General features: G+C 70.7%; 17 protein-coding genes and 1 pseudogene. 12 read left to right on the forward strand and 6 right to left on the reverse strand.

Going from position 1 to position 21,464, the window contains the following annotated elements:
- The gene (locus HQK15_RS15805; RefSeq protein WP_173492463.1) at positions 1-726 is read right to left on the reverse strand and encodes an isoprenoid biosynthesis enzyme family protein; all 726 of its coding nucleotides are present in this window, start codon (positions 724-726) and stop codon (positions 1-3) included.
- 28 nt (positions 727-754) lie between these two features.
- Complete coding sequence (locus tag HQK15_RS15810; RefSeq protein ID WP_173492464.1) at positions 755-1,240, reverse strand: flavodoxin family protein; 486 nt, start codon at positions 1,238-1,240, stop codon at positions 755-757.
- 87 nt (positions 1,241-1,327) lie between these two features.
- On the opposite strand from HQK15_RS15810, the gene HQK15_RS15815 reads away from it, so the two are divergent.
- From HQK15_RS15815 to HQK15_RS15835, 5 genes and pseudogenes are all read left to right on the forward strand, one after another.
- Positions 1,328-2,749, forward strand: a complete 1,422-nt coding sequence (locus HQK15_RS15815; RefSeq protein ID WP_173492465.1) for a class I SAM-dependent methyltransferase — start codon at positions 1,328-1,330, stop codon at positions 2,747-2,749.
- 85 nt (positions 2,750-2,834) lie between these two features.
- A pseudogene (locus HQK15_RS15820) lies at positions 2,835-3,772 on the forward strand (AAA family ATPase).
- 1 nt (position 3,773) lies between these two features.
- Positions 3,774-5,036, forward strand: a complete 1,263-nt coding sequence (locus HQK15_RS15825) for a DUF58 domain-containing protein (protein WP_173492466.1) — start codon at positions 3,774-3,776, stop codon at positions 5,034-5,036.
- Complete coding sequence (locus HQK15_RS15830) at positions 5,023-7,236, forward strand: transglutaminase TgpA family protein (protein WP_173492467.1); 2,214 nt, start codon at positions 5,023-5,025, stop codon at positions 7,234-7,236. Before HQK15_RS15825 ends, HQK15_RS15830 begins: the two co-directional genes overlap by 14 nt.
- Positions 7,233-7,766, forward strand: a complete 534-nt coding sequence (locus tag HQK15_RS15835) for a GrpB family protein (protein WP_173492468.1) — start codon at positions 7,233-7,235, stop codon at positions 7,764-7,766. The genes HQK15_RS15830 and HQK15_RS15835 overlap by 4 nt, the downstream gene beginning before the upstream one ends.
- 1 nt (position 7,767) lies before the next feature.
- Here HQK15_RS15835 and HQK15_RS15840 read toward each other — a convergent pair whose 3' ends face one another.
- Entirely contained in the window at positions 7,768-8,790 is a 1,023-nt protein-coding gene (locus HQK15_RS15840; RefSeq protein ID WP_173492469.1) for a glutathione S-transferase family protein, read from the reverse strand.
- Positions 8,791-8,939: 149 nt separating this feature from the next.
- On the opposite strand from HQK15_RS15840, the gene leuA reads away from it, so the two are divergent.
- Positions 8,940-10,670, forward strand: a complete 1,731-nt coding sequence (gene leuA, locus HQK15_RS15845) for a 2-isopropylmalate synthase (protein WP_173492470.1) — start codon at positions 8,940-8,942, stop codon at positions 10,668-10,670.
- A gap of 552 nt (positions 10,671-11,222) precedes the next feature.
- Here the strand turns inward: leuA and glpK (HQK15_RS15850) are convergent.
- Together glpK (HQK15_RS15850) and HQK15_RS19180 are read right to left on the reverse strand one after the other, a co-directional pair.
- Positions 11,223-12,848, reverse strand: coding sequence for a glycerol kinase GlpK (gene glpK, locus HQK15_RS15850; protein ID WP_173492471.1), 1,626 nt, complete (start codon positions 12,846-12,848; stop codon positions 11,223-11,225).
- The gene (locus HQK15_RS19180) at positions 12,845-13,603 is read right to left on the reverse strand and encodes an IclR family transcriptional regulator (protein ID WP_173492472.1); all 759 of its coding nucleotides are present in this window, start codon (positions 13,601-13,603) and stop codon (positions 12,845-12,847) included. Before HQK15_RS19180 ends, glpK (HQK15_RS15850) begins: the two co-directional genes overlap by 4 nt.
- A gap of 120 nt (positions 13,604-13,723) precedes the next feature.
- On the opposite strand from HQK15_RS19180, the gene HQK15_RS15860 reads away from it, so the two are divergent.
- The 5 genes from HQK15_RS15860 to hglS all read left to right on the forward strand — a co-directional run bounded on the left by HQK15_RS15860 (position 13,724) and on the right by hglS (position 20,171).
- On the forward strand, positions 13,724-14,587 hold the full coding sequence (locus HQK15_RS15860) for an MIP/aquaporin family protein (RefSeq protein WP_173492473.1): 864 nt from the start codon (positions 13,724-13,726) through the stop codon (positions 14,585-14,587).
- 39 nt (positions 14,588-14,626) lie between these two features.
- Positions 14,627-16,144, forward strand: a complete 1,518-nt coding sequence (glpK, locus tag HQK15_RS15865; protein ID WP_173492474.1) for a glycerol kinase GlpK — start codon at positions 14,627-14,629, stop codon at positions 16,142-16,144.
- Between the two features lie 192 nt (positions 16,145-16,336).
- On the forward strand, positions 16,337-17,443 hold the full coding sequence (locus HQK15_RS15870) for a saccharopine dehydrogenase family protein (RefSeq protein ID WP_367649218.1): 1,107 nt from the start codon (positions 16,337-16,339) through the stop codon (positions 17,441-17,443).
- A 2-nt stretch (positions 17,444-17,445) separates the two neighbouring features.
- The gene (gene amaB, locus HQK15_RS15875; RefSeq protein ID WP_173492475.1) at positions 17,446-18,951 is read left to right on the forward strand and encodes an L-piperidine-6-carboxylate dehydrogenase; all 1,506 of its coding nucleotides are present in this window, start codon (positions 17,446-17,448) and stop codon (positions 18,949-18,951) included.
- Positions 18,951-20,171 (forward strand): 2-oxoadipate dioxygenase/decarboxylase, encoded by a 1,221-nt coding sequence (hglS, locus tag HQK15_RS15880; RefSeq protein WP_173492476.1) that lies wholly within the window; start codon positions 18,951-18,953, stop codon positions 20,169-20,171. The genes amaB and hglS overlap by 1 nt, the downstream gene beginning before the upstream one ends.
- Positions 20,172-20,283: 112 nt before the next feature.
- On the opposite strand, the gene HQK15_RS15885 is transcribed toward hglS, so the two are convergent.
- Complete coding sequence (locus tag HQK15_RS15885; protein ID WP_173492477.1) at positions 20,284-20,940, reverse strand: DUF429 domain-containing protein; 657 nt, start codon at positions 20,938-20,940, stop codon at positions 20,284-20,286.
- Between the two features lie 52 nt (positions 20,941-20,992).
- Here HQK15_RS15885 and HQK15_RS15890 point away from each other — a divergent pair, with 52 nt between their 5' ends.
- Positions 20,993-21,430 carry a VOC family protein gene (locus HQK15_RS15890; protein WP_173492478.1) on the forward strand — a complete coding sequence of 146 codons (438 nt, stop codon included), beginning with the start codon at positions 20,993-20,995 and terminating at the stop codon, positions 21,428-21,430.
- Positions 21,431-21,464 lie beyond the last annotated feature (34 nt).

The raw sequence follows: 21,464 nt of genomic DNA on the forward strand, positions 1-21,464 counted from the left end.
TCAGGACAGGCTGTCCGCGAGCTCGCGGATCTCGTCGGCCGTGACCTCGCGGACCAGGCGGCCGGTGACCTCGTCGTACACGTCGATCAGGCCCGAGAGGTCCTTGACCATGCGACGTGCCCGGGCCGGGCTGTTGCCGCAGTCGGCGCGGCACTCGCCCGAGGCTGCGACCTTGTGGGCGATGACGAGGGCGGCCAGCGCATACGCCTCGGCGACGCCGAGGTCGGGCGACAGGGCGAACGGGAAGATGCGGGCCATTCGCTCGTGGAACTCGACGTGCTCGCCGTCGAGGTCACCGTGGGTGATCGGGAACTGCATGGCGTCGGTGAACGCGTCGTGGACCGTGACCGCGGCGTCGTCCGCGTCGATCAGGCTCTCTGCGCGCTGCACCGCAGCGATCACCGCAGGGCGTGCAGCGGGCTCGAGCAGCGCCATGACCTGCCGGGCCTGGGCAAGACGGAGCCGGGCGCGCAGCGTCGGAGAGTCGTCGGTCGTGCCGAACAGTCGGCCGATCAGCGGCACCAGCCGGGAGCGATCGCTCTCGCGCAGCAGGTCGTTGACGGTGCGTGCCTCGTGCGCCAGCAGCTCGTGCGTGCAGTCGGGGCGATCGCTCCACTCCTCGCCGGCCAAGAGCGAGACGTACTCCATGACACAGGCCTCGCCGTTGGTCGAGTCGTGGGAGCCGGCGGAGAGGGTGGGAAGGGCATCGGGGACGCGGTGGGTCACCTCTCCATTCTCCCCGGCAGGTCAAGCCTCACCCCATCAGCAGCGCGGCGACCGTGCCCCCGAGGTCGTACGCGCGGTCGAGGTGCTTCTGCTCGACGTCGCCGACGACCTCGAGCACCTCGGCGGCCTGGGCCCAGGGGAGTGCCTGCACGACGCCCTGGACCGAGCGCACTGCTCCCGTCGTGTCGTAGCGGCCGTGCACCCAGAGCCCGTACGGCTGGCGGCCACGGCTGGTCGCCCCAGCGGATCCGTCCTCGCCGAGGGCTCCACCCGCCTCGAGGAAGATCGTGTCGAAGAAGTGCTTCAGCGCTCCACTCATGTAGCCGAAGTTCGCGCTCGTGCCGAGCAGGATGCCGTCGGCCGCGAGCACGTCGTCCGCGGTCGCTTCCAGGGCGGGCCGCACCACGACCTCGACGCCCTCGATCGCGTCGTCGGATGCGCCGGCGAACACGGCGTCGAGCAGACGCCCGGTCGTGGGCGTGGGGGAGTGGTGCACGATCAGCAGCGAGGTCATGGGTCCAGTGTCACGCCCCGCCGACGAGGGTGTGTCGCGCGGCGGGCTTCGGCCGGATTGTCACGCAGTTCCCCTAGGGTGAGGCGCATGCCCTCCTCCTCCCTGACCGCTCGCGCGTCGCGACGCATCAGGACCGCTACCCGTGTGCTCGTCAAGGGGCTGCCGGCCCCTGCGAAGCCGGCCGCGCTGCCGAAGGCCCGACGCAGCGCCAAGCCTGTTCCCGGACGGTGGGTGCGCGTCACGCAGGGGCCCAAGCGCTCGGACGGTGCGCCTGAGCGGCGGGTCACCGACCCGACCGAGGCGGCGGCGGTCGACGCCGGCTGGCTGCTGGTCGACGCCTACGAGCGGCTCAGCACGAGCGCGGCGAAGCGGGTCTTCGGGCACGAGCTCGAGGCCTGGCACCAGTACGCCGACGACACCATCGAGCTGCTCAAGAGCCCCGAGGGTCGCATGATGGTCGACATCGAGGAGAGCGCGGTCAACCGGCTGCGCTACCGGCGCACGATGGACTTCGCGGCCGCCGGCGACCGGGTGTTCGACGTCGGCTTCGGGCGCGGCTATCTCGCCGCCCAGCTGATCCGCGGCCGCGGCGTCGCCCGCTATCACGGCATCGACATCATCGACACCTGGGTGGACGAGTCCTACCGGCTGCTCGAGGCCAACGGCCTGGCCGACGCCGACATCCGGCTCGAGGAGGGTGACCTCTTCGCGCTCACCCCCGAGATGGTCGCGGCGACCGAGGCGAACCTGGTGATCTGCTGCGAGGTGCTCGAGCACGTCGACGACGCCGAGGACGCCCTGCGCATCCTGGCCGAGGCGCTGCCCGAGGGTGCCGACCTGGTCTTCTCCGTCCCGCTGCACGGACGGCTCGAGCACGTGTGGGGACACGTCTCGGTGTTCGACGTCGCACGGCTCAAGGACATGCTCGCCGGCGCCGGGCTCTGGGCCCACCACGTCGAGCCGCTCGCCAACACGTGGACCCTCGTCGTCGCGTCGAGGTCGCCGGAGCCGTCGGCCCGGGTGCGCGGCGCGAGTCGCCGCCCGGCGGTCAACGCCTCCGTCCCCCTGGTGCGCGAGCGCCACTTCGTCGACGTGGCGGCGAGCGACCACACACCCGTCCGTCCCGAGAGCACGACGATCGCTGTCGTCGAGGGTGAAGCGCCGCTGGTCGAGTGCCGGCTGACCGGCACCGGCGGCGTCCGATTCGCGGTCGCGGGCATCGAGTCGCTGCGGCTCGGTCTCGACTACACCTCGTGCGAGGACGTCAGACGCTTCGACATCGTCGCGTTTGCGGGTGCCACGACCGTCACGTCGTGGTCGTTCACGCCCAGCGAGATGCACGCGGCAGAGGGCAGCCGCTTCGTCTGGCTGCGACCCGGCGAGGGATCGGCCGGCTTCGTGGCCGCGCCCTACGGCTCGATGCTCACGATCGATGCGGTCGAGGTGACGGCGGTCGTCGCCGACGGCAAGACCGCCACGTTCGGCGTCCAGGCCGCCTTCCTGCCGTGACTCGTGCCCGACCTGAGGGCCACGGCTGGTTGAACGTTCACGCGAACAGCGCTGCGGGTTTGACCCGATGTGCATACCATCACGTATGGAGTTCGAGACCGTAGCGCGGGCCATTCTCGGCAACATCGAGAAGGTCATCGACGGCAAGCCCGAGGCCGCGGAAGCCGCACTGGTGGTCCTGCTCGCTGAAGGGCACCTCCTCATCGAGGACGTCCCCGGGGTCGGCAAGACCGTCCTGGCCAAGGCGCTGGGCCGATCGGTCAGCTGCTCGGTGCGCCGCATCCAGTTCACCCCCGACCTGCTGCCGTCCGACATCACCGGCGTGTCGGTCTACAACCAGGTCGACCGCGAGTTCGAGTTCAAGCCGGGCGCGGTGTTCGCCAACATCGTCATCGGCGACGAGATCAACCGTGCCTCGCCCAAGACGCAGTCCGCGCTGCTCGAGGCGATGGAGAACGGCAGGTCACCGTTGACGGCACGACCTACACGCTCGCCGCGCCGTTCACGGTCGTCGCGACCCAGAACCCGTTCGAGATGGAGGGCACCTACGCGCTGCCCGAGGCCCAGCGCGACCGGTTCATGGCGCGCATCTCGATGGGTTATCCCGACGCCGCCGCCGAGCTGGCGATGGTGCGCGGGCGCGATGCAGAGAACCCCTTCGACGGGCTCGACGCCGTCGCGACGATCGAGGACGTCCAGCGCATGATCGCCGTGGCGCGGGCGGTCTACGTGTCGGCGTCGGTCGAGCAGTATGCCGTCGACCTCGCGCAGGCGACCCGCTCCGACGCCGAGCTGCGGCTCGGCGCCAGCCCCCGCGCCACCCTGCAGCTCGTCCGCGCTGCAAAGGCGCGGGCCGCCGTCCAGGGCCGCGACTTCGTGCTGCCCGACGACATCGACGCGTTGGTGCCGGTCGTGCTGCCGCACCGTCTCATCCCGATGCGAGGTGTCGCCTCGGTCGAGGACGTGGTCGCCCGCATCGTCGCGGAGACGCCAGTGCCGGCCGGCGCCGTCCAGCCGGGCTGACGTGGCCACCGACGGGCCCACCGGCCGCCTGCGCCGGGCAGCGAGCTCGGTGATCCTCACCCGCCGCGGCATCGGCTTCCTGGTCGGAGCCGTCGTCAGCTTCGCCCTGGCACCGCTGCTCTCGCTGCCAGCGATGCTCTACGTCACCGGCCTGCTGCTGGCGATGGTGATCCTCTCCACGGCGTTCGTGCTCGTCGGGCACTCGAGGGTGCGCATCGAGCGATCGTTCGCCCCCCAGGTCGTCCAGCCGGGTGCGCAGTCGCGGGCGTCGGTGCGGGTCACCAACCTGTCGGTCTTGCCGTGCCTCGAGGCGCGGTGGGAGGACCATCTCCCGCACGGCATCTCCGGCGAGTCGTCGGGCATCCTGCCGGCGCTCGGCGGCAGCCGCAGCGGCGAGTCGCGGATCTCCTTCTCGTACGCCCTGCAGGGTCTGCGTCGCGGGCTCCACGCCGTCGGGCCCCTGCAGGTCGACGTGCAGGACCCGTTCGGTCTTGTCTTCCGCCGGCACCGTTTCGGCGCGGCGGAGCCGCTCACCGTGCTGCCACGGCGGGTCGACCTGCCGCCGATCTCGCCCCGCGGCTCCAGCGAGGACGGGGCGACGCGTCCGGCTCCGCAGCACGTGGGTGTCGGCGACGACGACATCATCGCCCGCACCTATCTGCCCGGCGACGCGCTCAAGCGCATCCACTGGAAGGCGACGGCCCACCGCGCCGAGCTCATGGTCCGCCAGGAGGAGCAGCAGGTCACGCCCCGTGCTGCGGTGCACCTCGACTGCGAGCCGCGGAGCCAGGGCACCGCGCGTGACCGCAAGGACCTGTGGGAGTACTCCGCGTCGTTCGAGTGGTGCGTCGTCGCGGCCGCATCCATCTCGGCGCACCTGGTGAGGGCGGGCTACGTGGTGACGCTGCAGTCCAACGGACGCTCCGTCGACCGCCTGGTCGCCGAGGGGCAGGACACGCTGGAGGACGCGATGGTCGACCTGGCGGTCGTCGAGCCGGAGCAGCACGACCACGACGCACGGGTCGAGGCCGAGCGCACGGCGTTCGCGGTGCTGGGACGTCTGTCCGCCGAGCGCGCACGCCACTGGGTTGCCGCCCTCGGAGGGTCGAGCTCGATCCTGGCCTTCGTGGCCACCGGAACCCCGGGTGAGGCGCTCGACGTGCTCGACGGCGCTCGGTGGAACGTGGTGCAGTACAGGCCCCAGGACGACGTCGCCGACCTGTGGGCCCAGTTCGACGGAGTGCGTGCCGATGCTGCGAGCTGACCCCCACCCCCGAACGCCGTCCCGCACCGCCGGCGAGACGTGGTTCGACCACGCCGTCATCGCGGTGGCCCTGTTCCTGCTGCTCGTCGGCTTCGGCACCGTCATCGCCGGCAACGACTGGCGCGTGACGACGATGCTGATCGCGCTGATGACCGGCGCGACGTGCGCCGTCCTGCGCGGGCTCGGCCTGCGGCTCGTCGCACCGTTCGCGGTCGTCGTCGAGCTGATCGCGATCACCTGGATCTTCGTGCCGGAGACGCTCGTCTCGATCATCCCCACCGGTGAGACCGTCCGCGGGCTCGCCGACCTGGGGCGGTCGGCGCGCGAGATCATCGTCGAGGAGCAGGCACCCGTCGGTGCGGCTCGCCCGATCGTCCTGGTCGTGGCGGCATCGTTCGGACTCATCGTCATCGTGGCCGACGTGCTGCTGCAGCGTCGACGTGCCGTGCCCCTGGTCGGCATCCTGCTGCTCGCGGTGTTCGTCACCCCCGCCCTGATCTCCGGCGAGACGCCGGCGGTCTGGCTGTTCGTCTCGGTGGCCGCTCTCTGGCTCGTGCTGCTGCGCTCGCGCACGGCGACGACCGGCCAGACCCGGCGAGGAGCCGTGCCGGCGCTGGTCGTGGGCGCCGCGGCTCTCGTCGGGGCGGTCGGCTTCCCGGCGGTCTCGCCCGACGTCAGCGCCGTCGCCGCCAGCTGGGGCAAGCCGCCACCGACAGTGTTCGGACGAGGCATCAACCCGATGCTCGAGCTGGGGCAGAACCTGCGCCGCAACTCCACGGTGCAGGCGCTGACCTACACGACGACGGCCGACACCGCGCAATACCTCAAGGTCGCGACGCTGCGTGACTTCACCGGCACGACCTGGGCCCCCACACGGACAAGGCGCTTCGACCCGTTCGAGGGCGAGTCGACGCTGCGCGAGGACATCGACCGGGAGCAGACCTCGACCACGATCTCGATCAAGGGCCTGCGCAGCACCTTCCTCCCGGTGCCTTATCCGTCGTTGATCGACGTCAGGGGTCTTCAGGGCGAGTGGCGCTTCCAGCGGGCCGGTCTCACCCTGATGTCGGAGCAGGACGACTCGCGCGGCGAGACCTACACAGTGCGCAGCCTCGACGTGCAGCCGACGGCCGAGCAGCTGCGGGCCATCGACACGACCGTCGGGCCGCAGCTCGAGTCGTACGTCGAGCTGCCCGCCGACATGCCGCAGGTCATCCGCGACACCGCGCTGGAGGTGACCGCCGACGCCGACAACGACTACGACAGGGTGCAGGCGCTGCAGAACTGGTTCCGCAGCAACGGCGGCTTCACCTACTCCGAGACCGCGCCGGCCGCCGACGACTACGACGGCAACGGCGTCGACGTCATCGCGAAGTTCCTCGAGGTCAAGGCCGGCTACTGCGTCCACTTCTCGTCGGCGATGGCCGTCATGGCCAGGTCGCTGGGCATCCCGGCACGCATCGCGATCGGCTACGCACCGGGCGCCGTCATCGGCGACAAGGACGGCGAGACCGAGTACGAGGCGACGTCCGACGACCTGCACGCCTGGACCGAGGTCTACTTCCAGGGCGTTGGGTGGACCCGGTTCGACCCGACCACCAGTGTCGGCTCGTCGACGGTCTTCGAGGAGCCGGCGGCAGCCGTGCCGGAGAGCACGCCGGAGGACGAGGCGGCGCCCAACCAGCCCGACCGCAGCCAGCAGAACCAGATCGACAGCGCTCCGGCTCCGACGACCGACGAGCCCCAGACCGCACCGCGCACCGCGCTGATCACGTTCGGGGCCCTGCTGGTCCTCGGAGCCGCCCCGTGGCTCGTCCGGGCCTCGCGCCGTCGCTGGCGGCTGGCCCGCGGCCACACCGGCGTCGAACCGTTGTGGGCCGAGCTCGAGGACGTCACGCGCGACTTCCGCATCCCGGCGTCGGCCGCCGACACCCCGCGGGGCTTCGCCGGGCGGCTGCGAGACCGCGACGGCGTCGATGCCGAGGCGCTCGAGCGCCTGCTGCGGCGAGTCGAGGCCACCCGCTTCGCGCGTGACGCCCAGCTGGAGGGTGACGGCGTCGCCGACCTGATCGCGGTGGTCTCCTCGATCCGGGCCGGCTCCGGCACCCTCGAGCGCGTTCGTGCCGCCCTGCTCCCACGGTCGCTGGGTGGCCCGGCCCGGGTGACGCGACTGCCGGACACCGGCAGACTGGCGACATGAGTGAGCTCGACCTCGACATCGTCCTGATCGGCGGCCCCGAGCGCCGCCACATCGAGCTCGTCGAGCACGACCCCGCCTGGGCCGAGCGGTACGAGCACGAGCGTCGGCGCATCGCCAGTGCGCTGGGCGACCGGGCGCTGCGCATCGACCACGTCGGCAGCACCAGCGTCCCGGGCCTCGCGGCCAAGCCGATCGTCGACATCGACGTGAGCGTGGCCGACCCCGAGGACGAGGCCGCCTACGTGCCCGACCTCGTCGCCGCCGGCTACGTCCTGCGGGTCCGTGAGCCAGGGCACCGGCTCGTTCGCACGCCCGAGCTCGACGTCCACGTGCACGTCTGCGCCATCGGCAGCGAGTGGGAGCGGCGCCACCTGGTGTTCCGCGACTGGCTGCGGGCACACCCCGACGACCGGCAGCGCTACGAGGACGTCAAGCGCTCGCTCGCCGGTCGCACGTGGGACGACACCAACGACTACGCCGCGGCCAAGACCGACGTCATCGACGAGATCATGGCGCGGGCGACGTCCTAGGTCACAACACCTCGGGCTCCGGCGGGGTGCCGTCGCCGAAGGGGCGCCCGCCAAGCGACCCGCGGCCGTGCGGCGTCAGCCACACCGCCGGGTCGGGGCCCACCGGCACGATCTGCGTCGGGTTGATGTCGGTCTGCACGACGTAGTAGTGCTTCTTGATCTGCTCGAAGTCGGTCGTCTCGCCGAAGCCCGGCGTCTGGAACAGGTCGCGCGCGTAGGCCCACAGGGCCGGCATCTCGGTGAGCTTCTGCCGGCTGGCCTTGAAGTGGCCGTGGTAGACCGCGTCGAAGCGTGCGAGGGTCGTGAAGAGCCGCACGTCGGCCTCCGTGATGGTGTCGCCCATCAGGAACCGCCGGGTCGTGAGCCGCTCCTCGAGCCAGTCGAGAGCGGTCCACAGCCGCTCGTACGCTGCCTCGTACGTCTCTTGGGACCCGGCGAAGCCGCAGCGGTAGACGCCGTTGTTGACCTCGGTGAAGATCCGCTTCATGACGTCTTCCATCTCGTCGCGCACGGCGTCGGGCCACAGGTCGGGTGCCCCCTCGCGGTGGAACTGGGTCCACTCGGTCGAGAAGTCGTGCGTGATCCACGGGAAGTCGTTCGTGACGACCTGGCCGGTCGGGACGTCGACCATCGCGGGCACCGTGATGCCGCGCGGGTAGTCGGGGTAGCGCTTGAGGTAGGCCTCCTGGATGCGCTCGATGCCCAGCACGGGATCGACGCCGCCCGGGTCGAGGTCGAACGTCCAGCTGCGCTTGTCGTGCGTGGGTCCGCAGTAGCCGATCGAGATGGCGTCCTCGAGGCCGAGGAGTCGGCGCACGATGATCGCGCGGTTGGCCCACGGGCACGCGCGGGCGACGACGAGGCGGTAGCGACCGGCCTCGACGGGCCACGCGGGACGACCCTCGGTGTCAGTGCCCTCGCGGACGATGCGGTCGGGGATGTAGTTCATGTCCCGGTCGAACTCCTGGCCCGCGTGGACGTAGGCGCCCGTGGTGGAGTGATCGGTGCTGGCGTCAGAGGTCATGCTGCTAGCCTAGGCATGTGCTGCAGATCCGCTCGCTTCTTCTCTGCCGCGTCGAGGTCCTCTAGGTCGGACCCCTCGGCGCGGAGTTTGTCACGTCCCGGCCGCCAGCCCGACGAGCACCACCAGACAAACACCCCGAGGACAATCCGATGACCAGCTACGCCAACAGCCCCCAGCGCCCCAGCGGCATGTCGTTCCAGCGCTACCAGCCCTTCGCGCCGATCGACCTGCCCGACCGCACGTGGCCCGCCAAGACCATCACGCAGGCGCCGCGCTGGTGCGCCGTGGACCTGCGTGACGGCAACCAGGCCCTGATCGACCCCATGACCGCACCCCGCAAGCTGGCGATGTTCCAGCTGCTCGTGCGCATGGGCTACAAGGAGATCGAGGTCGGCTTCCCGAGCGCGAGCCAGACCGACTTCGACTTCGTCCGGCTGCTGATCGAGGGCGGCCACATCCCCGACGACGTCGTGATCCAGGTGCTCACCCAGTGCCGCGAGTCGCTGATCGACCGGACCTTCGAGTCTCTGGTCGGTGCGAAGCAGGCCATCGTGCACTTCTACAACTCGACGTCGACGCTGCAGCGCCGCGTGGTGTTCGGCCTCGACAAGGACGGCATCACCGACATCGCGATGCAGGGCGCGCGGCTGTGCATGAAGTACGCCGAGATCCACGTGCCCGACACGAAGATCTTCTACGAGTACTCGCCGGAGTCCTACACGGGCACCGAGCTCGACTACGCGCTGGAGATCTGCTCGGCCGTCATCGAGGTCATCGACCCGACGCCCGACTGGCCGCTCATCATCAACCTGCCGGCCACCGTCGAGATGGCCGTCCCCAACGTCTACGCCGACTCGATCGAGTGGATGCACCGGCACCTGCCGCGGCGCGACAGCATCGTGCTGTCGCTGCACCCGCACAACGACCGCGGCACGGGTGTCGCGGCCGCCGAGCTGGGCTACATGGCCGGCGCCGACCGCATCGAGGGCTGCCTGTTCGGCAACGGCGAGCGCACCGGCAACGTGTGCCTGGTGACGCTGGGCCTCAACATCTTCAGCCAGGGCATCGACCCGCAGATCGACTTCCACGACATCGACGAGATCCGCCGCACGGTCGAGTACTGCAACGAGCTGCCCGTCCCGGAGCGCCACCCCTACGGCGGCGACCTGGTCTACACCGCGTTCAGCGGCTCGCACCAAGACGCCATCAAGAAGGGCTTCGAGCACATGGCGATCGACGCCGCGGCCGCCGGTGTCGAGGTCGACGACGCACCGTGGGCGGTCCCGTACCTGCCGATCGACCCCAAGGACGTCGGCCGGTCCTACGAGGCCGTGATCCGGGTCAACAGCCAGTCCGGCAAGGGCGGCGTCGCCTACATCCTCAAGAACGACCACCAGCTCGACCTGCCGCGTCGCCTGCAGATCGAGTTCAGCCAGATCGTCCAGCAGCTCACCGAGGGCGAGGCCGGCGAGATCGAGCCTGCCGCGATCTGGGCCGCGTTCCAGGGCGAGTACCTCCAGCGCGAGGAGCCCTACCGGCTGGAGAGCTTCAGCTCGATCACCGCGACCGACGGCAGCGACCAGCAGGTCGTCGAGCTGCGGGTGCGTGGCGAGGTGCAGGAGTTCAAGGGCGCCGGCAACGGCCCGGTCGCCGCGTTCATCGACGGGATGCGTCAGGCAGGCGCCGACATCCGGCTGCTCGACTACTCCGAGCACGCGCTCTCGTCGGGCGGCGACGCGTTCGCCGCGGCCTACATCGAGTGCGACGTCGCCGGAGAGACCGTGTGGGGCGTCGGCATCCACGAGAACATCGTCACGGCGTCGCTGCGGGCGGTCGTCTCGGCGGCCAACCGGGCCGTCGCCCAGACCATCCCCGCCTGACACCCGCCATCGAGATCTCCGTCCCTCAGGAGGTGTGGCGATCCCCGTCCCCTCACGAGGTTCCGCGATCTCCGTCCCCTAGCGACGAAGTCGCGGGAGGGAGCGCAGCGACCGAAGGGGCGCTTCGGTCGCTCGTTCCTCGCTCCCTCCCGGCCTCGTTCCTCGGCCTAGCGGCCGGGGTCGGGGTCGCTTCCGTCCCCTAGCGACGAAGTCGCGGGAGGGAGCGCAGCGACCGAAGGGGGCTGGGGTGGGCGCTTCGGTCGCTCGTTCCTCGCTCCCTCCCGGCCTCGTTCCTCGGCCTAGCGGCCGGGGTGGTGGGCTTCGTCGCCTAGCGGCCGGAGTGGTGTTCTTCGTCGCCTAGCGGTCGGGGTTGGGGTCGCTTCCGGTCCCTAGCGACGAAGTCGCGGGAGGGAGCGCAGCGACCGAAGGGGGCTGGGGTGGGCGCTTCGGTCGCTCGTTCCTCGCTCCCTCCCGGCCTCGTTCCTCGGCCTAGCGGCCGGGGTGGTGGGCCTCGTTCCTCGGCCTAGCGGCCGGGGTGGTGGGCATCGTCGCCTAGCGGCCGGGGTCGGGGTCGCTTTCGGTCCCTAGCGACGAAGTCGCGGGAGGGAGCGCAGCGACCGAAGGGGACTCGGGTGGGCGCGTCGGTCGCTCTGCCCTGGGCGCAGCGGCCGGGGGGCGCTGGGGGACCCAGCCGAGGGCGTGCTCGACGGCGCGGTTCCACTGCGACGACTCGTGCGCCCTGACGGCGGGGTCCATCTGGGGACGCCAGACGGCGGCGCGGTGACGGTGGTGGCTCAGGGTGTTGAGGTCGGCCCAGTAGCCGACCGTGAGCCCGGCCGCGTAGGCCGCGCCGAGGCACACCGTCTCCGACACGAGAGGTCGCTCCACCGGGACGTCGAGGGCGTCTGCGACGTACTGCATCAGCAGGTGGTTGGACGTCATGCCGCCGTCGACCCGCAGGGTCTCCAAGGTCAGCCCGAGGTCGTGACGGATCGCCTCGACGACCTCCCACGTCTGCCACGCGGTGGCCTCGAGCGCAGCCCGGGCGATGTGCCCCTTGCGGATGTATGACGTCAGGCCCACGATCGTGCCGCGCGCGCCGGGGTCCCAGCGAGGGGCGAAGAGGCCCGAGAACGCGGGGACGATGTAGCACCCGCCGTTGTCGTCGACGGACCGCGCGAGGGTCTCGACCTGCGGAGCGGTCTCGATGAGCTCGAGGGAGTCGCGCAGCCACTGCACCAGCGAGCCGGTCATGGCGATCGAGCCCTCGACGGCATAGACGGGGGCGTCGTCGCCCAAGGCGTAGGCGATCGTCGGCAGGACCGTGCGTCCGGGACGCGGACGCTCCGAGCCGGTGTTGACCAGCAGGAAGGCGCCGGTGCCGTACGTGCACTTGGCATCGCCGGGGGAGAAGCAGGTCTGGCCGAACAGGGCCGCCTGCTGGTCGCCGAGCGCACCGGCGATCGGGACGCCCGCGAGGCGGCCGACCGCGGTGCCGTAGACCTCGGCGTTGGACCGGATCTCGGGCAGCATCGCACGGGGCACATCGAGCAGGTCGAGCATGGTGTCGTCCCACGTGAGCGTCGTGAGATCCATCATCATCGTGCGGCTTGCGTTGGTCACGTCGGTGACGTGGACGCCGCCGTCGACGCCGCCGGTGAGGTTCCAGATCAGCCAGGTCTCCATCGTGCCGAACAGCACCTCGCCGCGGGCGGCGCGCTCGCGCAGCTCGGGCCGCTGGTCGAGCAGCCAGCGCAGCCGCGGACCGGCGAAGTAGGTGTGCGGGTGCAGGCCCGTGGTCTCGACGATGCGACCGGCCTCGCCGCGGGCCACGAGGCCGTCGACGATCGCACTCGTGCGGGTGTCCTGCCAGGTGATCGCCGGGCCGAGGGAGCGGCCGGTCGTCCGGTCCCAGACGACGGTCGTCTCGCGCTGGTTGGCGATGCCCAGCGCTGCCACCTGGCGTGCGTCGACGCCGGCCTGCTCCAGCGCCTCCGGGACGAGGCGGCCGACGTGACGCCAGATCTCGTCGGCGTCGTGCTGGACCCATCCGGGCTGCGGGAAGTGCTGCTGGTGCTCGCGCTGCGCGAGCGAGAGCGTGCGTCCCTGGCGGTCGAACAGCATGAGACGGGTCGACGTCGTGCCCTGGTCGATCGCCGCGACCACGGTGCCGTTCACGGCCGCACCCCCAGGGACCGGGAGATCGCCACTGCTGTCTCGAGCGTCGCCGACACGACGTCGTCCATCGCGGGTCCGGCGTGGCGGAACACCCGCTCGAGCGGGCCCGAGACGGCGACGGCACCCACGCCGAGCCCGCCGAAGCCACGCAGGGGTACGGCGACGGCGCCGACGCCCGGAACGAACTCGGCCTGCTCGGTGGCCCAGCCGCGCTCGGCGACGCCGCGCATCTCGGCGTCGAACGACGTCCGGCGGGTGAACGTGCGCTGCGTGTAGCGCTCGAGGCCGGGGGTGGGGGAGGCGATGCCGGCGGCGAACGCCAGCACGACCTTGCCGAGCGCGGTCGCGTGGAACGGCAGCACCTCGTCGACGCGCAGGACCTGCGCGGAGTCGTCGGGGCGGAAGACGTGGTGGACGATGCGCGCCCCGTCGAGCTGCGGCATCGCCACCAGCACCTCGAGGCGTGTGCGGGACGCCAGGGCATCAGACCAGTTCATGGCGTGCGACCGCAGGTCGTGCGGGTCGAGGCTCGCGCGACCGAGGTCACGCAGGCCGTCCCCGAGCGAGTAGTCGGACGTCTCACGGTCCTGGTGCACGAAGCCGACGTCACGCAGGGTGCGGATGATGCCGAACGTCGTCGCCTTCGCCAGGCCGAGGGCACTTGCGATCTCCGCGAGTCGCAGCGGCTTCCCGGCACTGCCGAGGATGCGCAGGACCGCGGCAGCACGCTCGACCGACTGGATGTGACCCCCCACCTCGACCACACTACGTCGCGCGTTCGACGATGCCGAACGGTCGGCCTTGGTGCAGGTCACATCCGTGCCTAGCGTTCCTCACGGCGGCAACGAGGCCGCAGAACTTCGGGGGAGGAATGCATGAAGAAGTCAACTCTGTGGGGTGAGCTCTCTGCCGAGGCGCTCGGCACGATGATCATCATCCTGTTCGGCGCAGGTGTCGTGGCCCAGGTGGTCACGGGCGATGGTGCGGCGGGCGACCACGACTCGATCGCGTGGGCCTGGGGCATCGGCGTCACGCTCGGCATCTACGTCGCGGCGCGACTGTCCGGCGCCCATCTCAACCCGGCGGTCACGATCGCGCTGGCGGCCTTCAAGGGCTTCGAGTGGCGCAAGGTGGCGCCGTACATCCTGGCCCAGCTGGTCGGCGCGTTCGTCGGAGCGCTGATCATCCGCGCGACGTACGCCGACCTGATCGCCAAGATCGACCCGGACCACACCTACGCGACGCAGGGGATCTTCTCGACCTCGCCGACCGAGGGGGTCTCGATCCCGAGCGCCTTCCTCGACCAGGTGGTCGGCACGGCCGTCCTGGTCTTCGTGATCTTCGCCCTGACGACCGCCGTCAACAACCCTCCGATGGCCAACATCGGCCCCGTCGTCGTGGGACTTCTCGTCGTCGGCATCGGCATGGCGCTCGGCGGCAACGCCGGCTATGCCATCAACCCCGCCCGAGACCTCGGTCCGCGCCTCGCCTCGTGGATCACGGGCTACGGTGACGCGATGTTCAGCACCAGCGGTGACCACCCGCTGTACTTCTGGCTGCCGATCGTCGCACCGATCGTCGGTGGCCTGATCGGCGGCGCGCTCTTCACGTACGTCATCGAGCGGCACCTGCCTGACGAGCCGGAGGCGATCACCGTCTCCGAGCCGAGCGAGCAGCCGTTCGACCACGAGGCCGCCGAGCGTCGCGCACACGCCTCGGACCACGCCGGCTCGCGATGACGCCGACCTCCACCTCCGCACCTGACGAAAGGCACCACCATGGCTGACTACATCGGCTCGATCGACCAGGGCACGACCAGCACGAGATTCATGATCTTCGACCACGGCGGCAACGAGATCGCCCGCCACCAGCTCGAGCACGAGCAGGTCATGCCGAACGCCGGCTGGGTCGAGCACGACCCGACCGAGATCTGGGAGCGGACGTCGTCGGTCATCCAGTCGACGTTGACGAAGGCGGGGCTCGAGGCGAGCGACCTGGCGGCGCTGGGCATCACCAACCAGCGCGAGACCACCGTCGTGTGGAACAAGAACACCGGCCGTCCCTACTACAACGCGATCGTCTGGCAGGACACGCGGACCGACCGGATCGCCAGTGCGCTCGACCGCGACGAGCGCGGCGACATCATCCGCCGCAAGGCCGGCCTGCCGCCGGCGACCTACTTCTCCGGCGGCAAGATCCAGTGGATCCTCGAGAACGTCGACGGGGTCCGAGAGGCCGCCGAGAAGGGTGACGCGATCTTCGGCAACACCGACAGCTGGGTCATCTGGAACCTCACCGGCGGACGCAACGGAGGGGTGCACGTCACCGATCCGACCAACGCGAGCCGCACGATGCTGATGGACCTGGAGACCCTCGAGTGGGACGACGAGCTGCTGGGCTTCTTCGACATCCCGCGCTCGATGCTCCCCGAGATCAAGCCGTCGTCGTCGACCGAGCCCTACGGCACCACCCTCAAGGACGGGCCGTTCAACGGCGAGGTGCCGATCACCGGCATCCTGGGCGACCAGCAGGCGGCCACGGTCGGCCAGGTCTGCTTCGCGCCCGGCGAGGCCAAGAACACCTACGGCACCGGCAACTTCATGCTGCTCAACACGGGCACCGAGCTGGTCCGCAGCAAGGCCGGGCTGCTGTCGACGGTCTGCTACCAGTTCGGTGACGAGCCGCCGGTCTATGCGCTGGAGGGCTCGATCGCCGTGACCGGGTCGGCCGTGCAGTGGCTGCGCGACCAGCTCGGCATCATCTCGGGCGCGGCGCAGTCCGAGTCGCTGGCCCGCCAGGTCGACGACAACGGCGGGGTCTACTTCGTCCCGGCGTTCTCGGGCCTGTTCGCCCCCTACTGGCGCTCGGATGCGCGCGGCGCGATCGTCGGGCTCTCGCGCTTCAACACCAACGCCCACCTGGCACGGGCCACGCTCGAGGCGATCTGCTACCAGTCCCGCGACGTCGCCGAGGCGATGGAGAAGGACTCCGGCGTCGTCCTGGAGGTCCTCAAGGTCGACGGCGGTGTCACGGCCAACGAGCTGTGCATGCAGATCCAGTCCGACGTCCTGGGCGTGTCGGTGAGCCGGCCGGTCGTCGCCGAGACGACCGCCCTGGGTGCGGCGTATGCCGCCGGTCTCGCGGTCGGCTTCTGGAAGACGACCGACGAGCTGCGGGAAAACTGGAACGAGTCGAAGCGCTGGGAGCCCCAGTGGTCCGACGACCAGCGCGAGACCGGCTACGCGCAGTGGAAGAAGGCCGTCACCCGCACGCTCGACTGGGTCGACGTCGACTGAACAGGCGGCGGGCGCGCCGTCACGGAGCGCCCGCCGACCTGCGGTGGAGCATCGGCGGAGGTCGTCATCTGTGTACCGTCTAGCCGGTACACAGATGAAATATTCGCACGCTACGATTCGTATGACGCCGATCACACGTCGGTGCACCACCCACCGCTGCGATGCGATCCATCGCGGCCGTCAGGAGGATCCGTGACGCGCATCATCAACCAGGTCGCCGTGTTCGGCCTCGGCAAGGTCGGCGAGCTCGTCGCCGACCTGCTGGGGGAGTCGGGCTTCAAGGTCATCGGCTACGACAGTGCCCCCCGTGACGACCTCGCTGCGGGGACGTCCCGCCTGCGGGGGATCGAGGTCAAGCCGCTCGACGTCCGCGATGCCGAAGGCCTGCGTGAGTCGCTCCGCGGTGTCGACGCGGTCGTGTCGTGCCTGCCCTATCACCTCAACATCGACGTCGCCGAGGCTGCGTACGACGCGAAGGTCCACTACTTCGACCTCACCGAGGACGTCCCCACGACCAACCGGGTCATCGAGCTCGCGGCCGACAACCCGTCCGCGGCGTTCGCCCCGCAGTGCGGTCTCGCGCCGGGGCTGATCGGCATCATCGGTGCCTCGATCGCGAAGACGTTCGACGAGATCCGCTCGATCGAGCTCAAGGTCGGCGCGCTGCCGCAGAACCCGACGGGTCTGCTGGGCTATGCGATCAACTGGTCGCCCGAGGGTGTCGTCAACGAGTACCTCAACGACTGCGAGGTGCTGCGCCAGGGTCACCGTCAGATGGTGCCCGCGATGACCGAGAAGGAGCGCGTCTTCATCGGAGGCATCGAGCTGGAGGCGGCGCTCACCTCCGGTGGCCTCGGCACGATGTGCGAGACGTACGAGGGCTCGGTGCACCGCCTCGACTACAAGACGCTGCGCTACCCCGGCCACTTCGACCAGATGCACTTCCTGTTCGACGAGCTCAACCTGCGCGAGGAGCGTGAGCTGGTCGGCCGGATGCTGGTGGACTCCAAGCCGCCGGTCAACGACGACGTCGTCTACATCCACGCCGCGGTCGAGGGTGTCAAGGCGGGCAAGCCGTTCCGCGAGAACCACGTCCGTGCCTACAAGCCGCTCGACATCGCGGGCCGCACCTGGCGCGCGATCTCGTGGACGACCGCCGCCTCGGCCGTGAGCGTCGTCGAGCTCGTCGCGGACGGCAAGCTGCCCGCGACCGGATTCATCAAGCAGGAGGACATCACGCTGGAGGCGTTGTTCTCGACCCAGGCCGGCCGGCACTTCGCCGAGCAGGGAAAGGTGTGACCATGACCGACATCGCGACACGCGCGCAGGAGATCCTCGACCGCCTCGGGGCGGGCAACCCGTTCACGCCCGACGGCGACCTGGTGAGCCGTTCGCCGATCGACGGCAGCGAGCTGGGCCGTCTGCGGTCCCACACGCCCGACGAGGCGGCGGACGTCATCGGCCGTGCGCACGCGGCGTTCGAGCAGTGGCGCACCGTGCCGGCGCCGATCCGCGGCCAGTTCGTCCGCGAGCTGGGCGAGCTGCTGCGCGAGCACAAGGACGATCTCGGCGCCCTGGTCTCGATCGAGGCGGGCAAGATCGTGTCCGAGGGCCTCGGCGAGGTGCAGGAGATGATCGACATCTGCGACCTGGCCGTGGGCCTGTCGCGCCAGCTGCACGGCCTGACGATCGCGACCGAGCGTCCGGGGCACCGGATGATGGAGCAGTGGCACCCCCTGGGCGTCATCGGCGTCATCTCGGCGTTCAACTTCCCGGTCGCGGTCTGGTCGTGGAACGCGGCACTCGCGTTCGTGTGCGGCGACGCCGTGGTGTGGAAGCCGTCGGAGAAGACGTTGCTGACCGCCCTGGCCTGCCAGGCGCTCGCCGTCGAGGCCGGTCGTCGTGCCGGTGTGCCCGAGGGCCTGTCGGCGGTGCTGATCGGTGACCGGACGGTCGGCGAGGTGCTGGTCGACGACCCACGCGTCCCGCTGGTCTCGGCCACCGGCTCGACCCGCATGGGCAAGGAGGTCGCCCCCCGGGTGGCCGCCCGTCTGGGCCGCACGCTGCTGGAGCTCGGCGGCAACAACGCCGCGATCGTCGCGCCGTCGGCCGACCTCGACCTCGCGGTGCGCGGCATCGTGTTCTCCGCGGTCGGCACGGCTGGTCAGCGGTGCACGTCGCTGCGCCGCATCATCGTCCACGAGTCGATCAAGGACGACCTCGTCGCGCGGCTCAAGGCTGCCTACGAGACGCTGCCGATCGGCTCCCCGCTGGAGGCCTCGACCCTGGTCGGACCGCTCGTCGACGAGCCCGCGTTCGCTGCATTCGGTGCAGCGGTCGAGACCGCCCAGGGCGACGGCGGCAAGCTCGTCACCGGCGGCACGCAGGCCGACGTCGCCGGCGACGGCTTCTACGTCCACCCCGCGATCGTCGACATGCCCCACCAGTCCGACATCGTGAAGGCCGAGACGTTCGCGCCGCTGCTCTACGTGCTGACCTACACCGACTTCGCCGACGCGATGGTGCTGCACAACGAGGTCGCGCAGGGACTGTCGTCCTCGATCTTCACCCTCGACGTCCGCGAGGCCGAGACGTTCGTGTCGGTCGTCGGCTCCGACTGCGGCATCGCCAACGTCAACATCGGCCCGTCCGGTGCTGAGATCGGTGGCGCGTTCGGCGGCGAGAAGGAGACCGGCGGCGGGCGTGAGTCCGGGTCCGACGCGTGGCGTGCCTACATGCGCCGCTCGACCAACACGGTCAACTACTCCACCGAGCTCCCGCTCGCCCAGGGCGTCGAGTTCGTCTGATGTCGACCGTCTCGCCGACGACGCTGCGGGCGAGGTTCGCCCGCAGCCTCTCGGAGCTCTATGGCTCCGAGGTGCCCGCCTACACGACGCTGGTCGAGGTGTCGGAGCAGGTCAACGCCGTTGTCATGGCGTCGCGCGACGACGCCGAGCGGCTCGGCTCGATCGAGCGCGTCACCGCGGAGCGGCATGGTGCGATCCGCCTCGGCACGCCCGAGGAGCTCGCGCAGGTCGCCCGGATCTTCGGCGCGTGCGGGATGTATCCCGTCGGGTTCTACGACCTGCGCGAGGCGACGCCGGCGATCCCGGTCGTGTCGACGGCGTTCCGGCCGATCGACCGGGCCGAGCTCGCCGCCAACCCGTTCCGGGTGTTCACCTCGCTGCTCGTCGTCGACGACCGTCGGTTCTTCGACGCCGAGCTCGAGGCAGAACTGCGGGGGTTCCTGGGGGAGCGCACGCTGTTCCCGCCGGAGCTGCTGGAGCTGGCCGACCGGGCCGAGGCCGACGGCGGGCTGTCACCCGCTGATGCCGACGCGTTCATCGAGCTCGCCACGGCCGCCTTCGCGCTGTCGCCCGAGCCGGTCAACCGTGAGTGGTATGCCCGTCTGGAGGCGATCTCCAGCGTCGCGGCCGACATCGGCGGCGTTGCCTCGACCCACATCAACCATCTGACGCCCCGGGTGCTCGACATCGACGGCCTCTACGCCCGCATGACCGAGCGGGGCATCGAGATGATCGACCGCATCCAGGGGCCGCCGCGCACCGATCGTCCCGACGTCCTGCTGCGGCAGACGTCGTTCCGGGCGCTCGCGGAGCCTCGCACGTTCCGTGAGGCCGACGGGTCGGTGGCGGCCGGCGAGCTGAGGGTGCGCTTCGGCGAGGTCGAGGCGAGGGGCGTGGCGCTGACGCCGAAGGGTCGCGAGCTCTACGACACCTCGGGCATCGAGGCCTTCCCGACGACGGACGAGGAGCTGGACGCCCAGGACCTCGCCTACTACGTGCGCGACGACGCCGGCGCGCTGGCGCCGATCGTCTACGAGGACTTCCTGCCGAAGTCGGCCGCGGGCATCTTCGCGTCCAACCTCACCAGTGACGGGACGATGGACACGTCGCAGGACGGCACGGCCCGTGACGCGGCGTGGCTCCAGGGAGTCCTCGGTCGTTCGCTCCACGACCCGTACGCCCTCTACGACGCCGAGCGCTCCGTCGGGGCGGTGCACTAGCGTCCACCTCCCACCTTGGGCGGTGCACTAGCGTCCACCTCCCACCTGGGGCGGTGCGTTGGCGTCCACTGGCGCGACGATCTTGGACGCCAGTGCACCGCCCCGGGCGGGGTCAGGCCCAGATCGCGGGGGAGAGGGCGTCGCGGGGCTCGGGCGGAAGCCGCTCCGCGACGCCGTCGACGAGGCGCCGCGCCGTCCACGCTGTCGCGGCGGCATCCAGGACGTCGTCGACGGCGACCCCGGTGCGACGCTCGGCGACCACGTCGAGACCGTGGTCGAGCAGCAGCCGTCGCCGGGTCGCCTCGCCTGCCGCGGTGGTCTTGCCGTCGACCAGCACGCTCCCGTTCATCGCGGCGAAGCAGACCTCGGGATGAGCCTCGACGACCGGAATCGGCGGGCCCGTCTCGAGCCAGTCACGCACGTCCCGGATCTTCGGCACGAGGTACCAGGTCTGCTTGCTCAGCCCGAGGCCCAGCGAGGCCCGGTTGGCGGCGTTGCCGTCGTGGTAGTCGGCGACCTCGAGCACGGCGGCGGCCGGCGCGTTGAAGACGGTCGACGCCCGCCCGGGCAGCTGGCGCCGTGCGTGCTGCTCGGCCACTCGCGGCTTGTTCGTGGGCAGGTCGATCGGCATGTCGATGGCCACCGCCTCGAGCGGTCCGGCCAGGTCGACCAGCGCGGCGATCGTCGGCGCGAGCAGCACCCGGGTCGACCCATCCCAGACGACACCGACCCAGCCGAGCCTGCACCCGTCCACCCCCAGCACTGCCATGCACCGATCCTCGCACTGGATAACTGTCGGTGCCGCGCGGGACAGTGAGGCAATGAGCAGAGAATTCCAGATGACGTTCGACTGTGCCGATCCCGCGGCGCTCGCCGCGTTCTGGGCCGAGGCCCTCGGCTACGAGCTGCAACCCCCGCCCGAGGGGTTCGAGTCGTGGGAGGCGGCGCTCCAGACCTGGGGCGTTCCCGAGAGCGAGTGGAACTCCCGATCGGCGATCCTCCCGGCCGGCGGTGCGGGCCCGCGCGTGTTCTTCCAGCGGGTGCCCGAGGGCAAGACGGCCAAGAACCGCCTGCACCTCGACGTCCGGGCGGCCCCGGGCCTGCAGGGCGACGACCGCATGGAGGCGCTGGAGGCCGAGGCCTCACGTCTCGAGGCGCTGGGCGCCACGCGCGCCTACCGGGTCGAGCCGGACGGCCGGATGGAGCAGGGGTTCATCACGCTGCACGACCCGGAGGGCAACGAGCTCTGCCTCGACTGAGGCCGCTGGCCACTGCGCGCCGTGGCGCACAATC

The sequence above is a fragment of the Aeromicrobium stalagmiti genome (assembly GCF_013283745.1).
GTDB lineage: Bacteria > Actinomycetota > Actinomycetes > Propionibacteriales > Nocardioidaceae > Aeromicrobium > Aeromicrobium stalagmiti.

Excerpts from the sequence above, each read along its gene's own strand:
- HQK15_RS15810 (WP_173492464.1), bottom strand. The coding sequence starts at position 1,240 with ATGACCTCGCTGCTGATCGTGCACCACTCCCCCACGCCCACGACCGGG.
- HQK15_RS15815 (WP_173492465.1), top strand. The coding sequence starts at position 1,328 with ATGCCCTCCTCCTCCCTGACCGCTCGCGCGTCGCGACGCATCAGGACC.
- HQK15_RS15830 (WP_173492467.1), top strand. The coding sequence starts at position 5,023 with ATGCTGCGAGCTGACCCCCACCCCCGAACGCCGTCCCGCACCGCCGGC.
- HQK15_RS15835 (WP_173492468.1), top strand. The coding sequence starts at position 7,233 with ATGAGTGAGCTCGACCTCGACATCGTCCTGATCGGCGGCCCCGAGCGC.
- HQK15_RS15840 (WP_173492469.1), bottom strand. The coding sequence starts at position 8,790 with ATGACCTCTGACGCCAGCACCGATCACTCCACCACGGGCGCCTACGTC.
- leuA (WP_173492470.1), top strand. The coding sequence starts at position 8,940 with ATGACCAGCTACGCCAACAGCCCCCAGCGCCCCAGCGGCATGTCGTTC.
- HQK15_RS15860 (WP_173492473.1), top strand. The coding sequence starts at position 13,724 with ATGAAGAAGTCAACTCTGTGGGGTGAGCTCTCTGCCGAGGCGCTCGGC.
- glpK (WP_173492474.1), top strand. The coding sequence starts at position 14,627 with ATGGCTGACTACATCGGCTCGATCGACCAGGGCACGACCAGCACGAGA.
- amaB (WP_173492475.1), top strand. The coding sequence starts at position 17,446 with ATGACCGACATCGCGACACGCGCGCAGGAGATCCTCGACCGCCTCGGG.
- hglS (WP_173492476.1), top strand. The coding sequence starts at position 18,951 with ATGTCGACCGTCTCGCCGACGACGCTGCGGGCGAGGTTCGCCCGCAGC.
- HQK15_RS15885 (WP_173492477.1), bottom strand. The coding sequence starts at position 20,940 with ATGGCAGTGCTGGGGGTGGACGGGTGCAGGCTCGGCTGGGTCGGTGTC.
- HQK15_RS15890 (WP_173492478.1), top strand. The coding sequence starts at position 20,993 with ATGAGCAGAGAATTCCAGATGACGTTCGACTGTGCCGATCCCGCGGCG.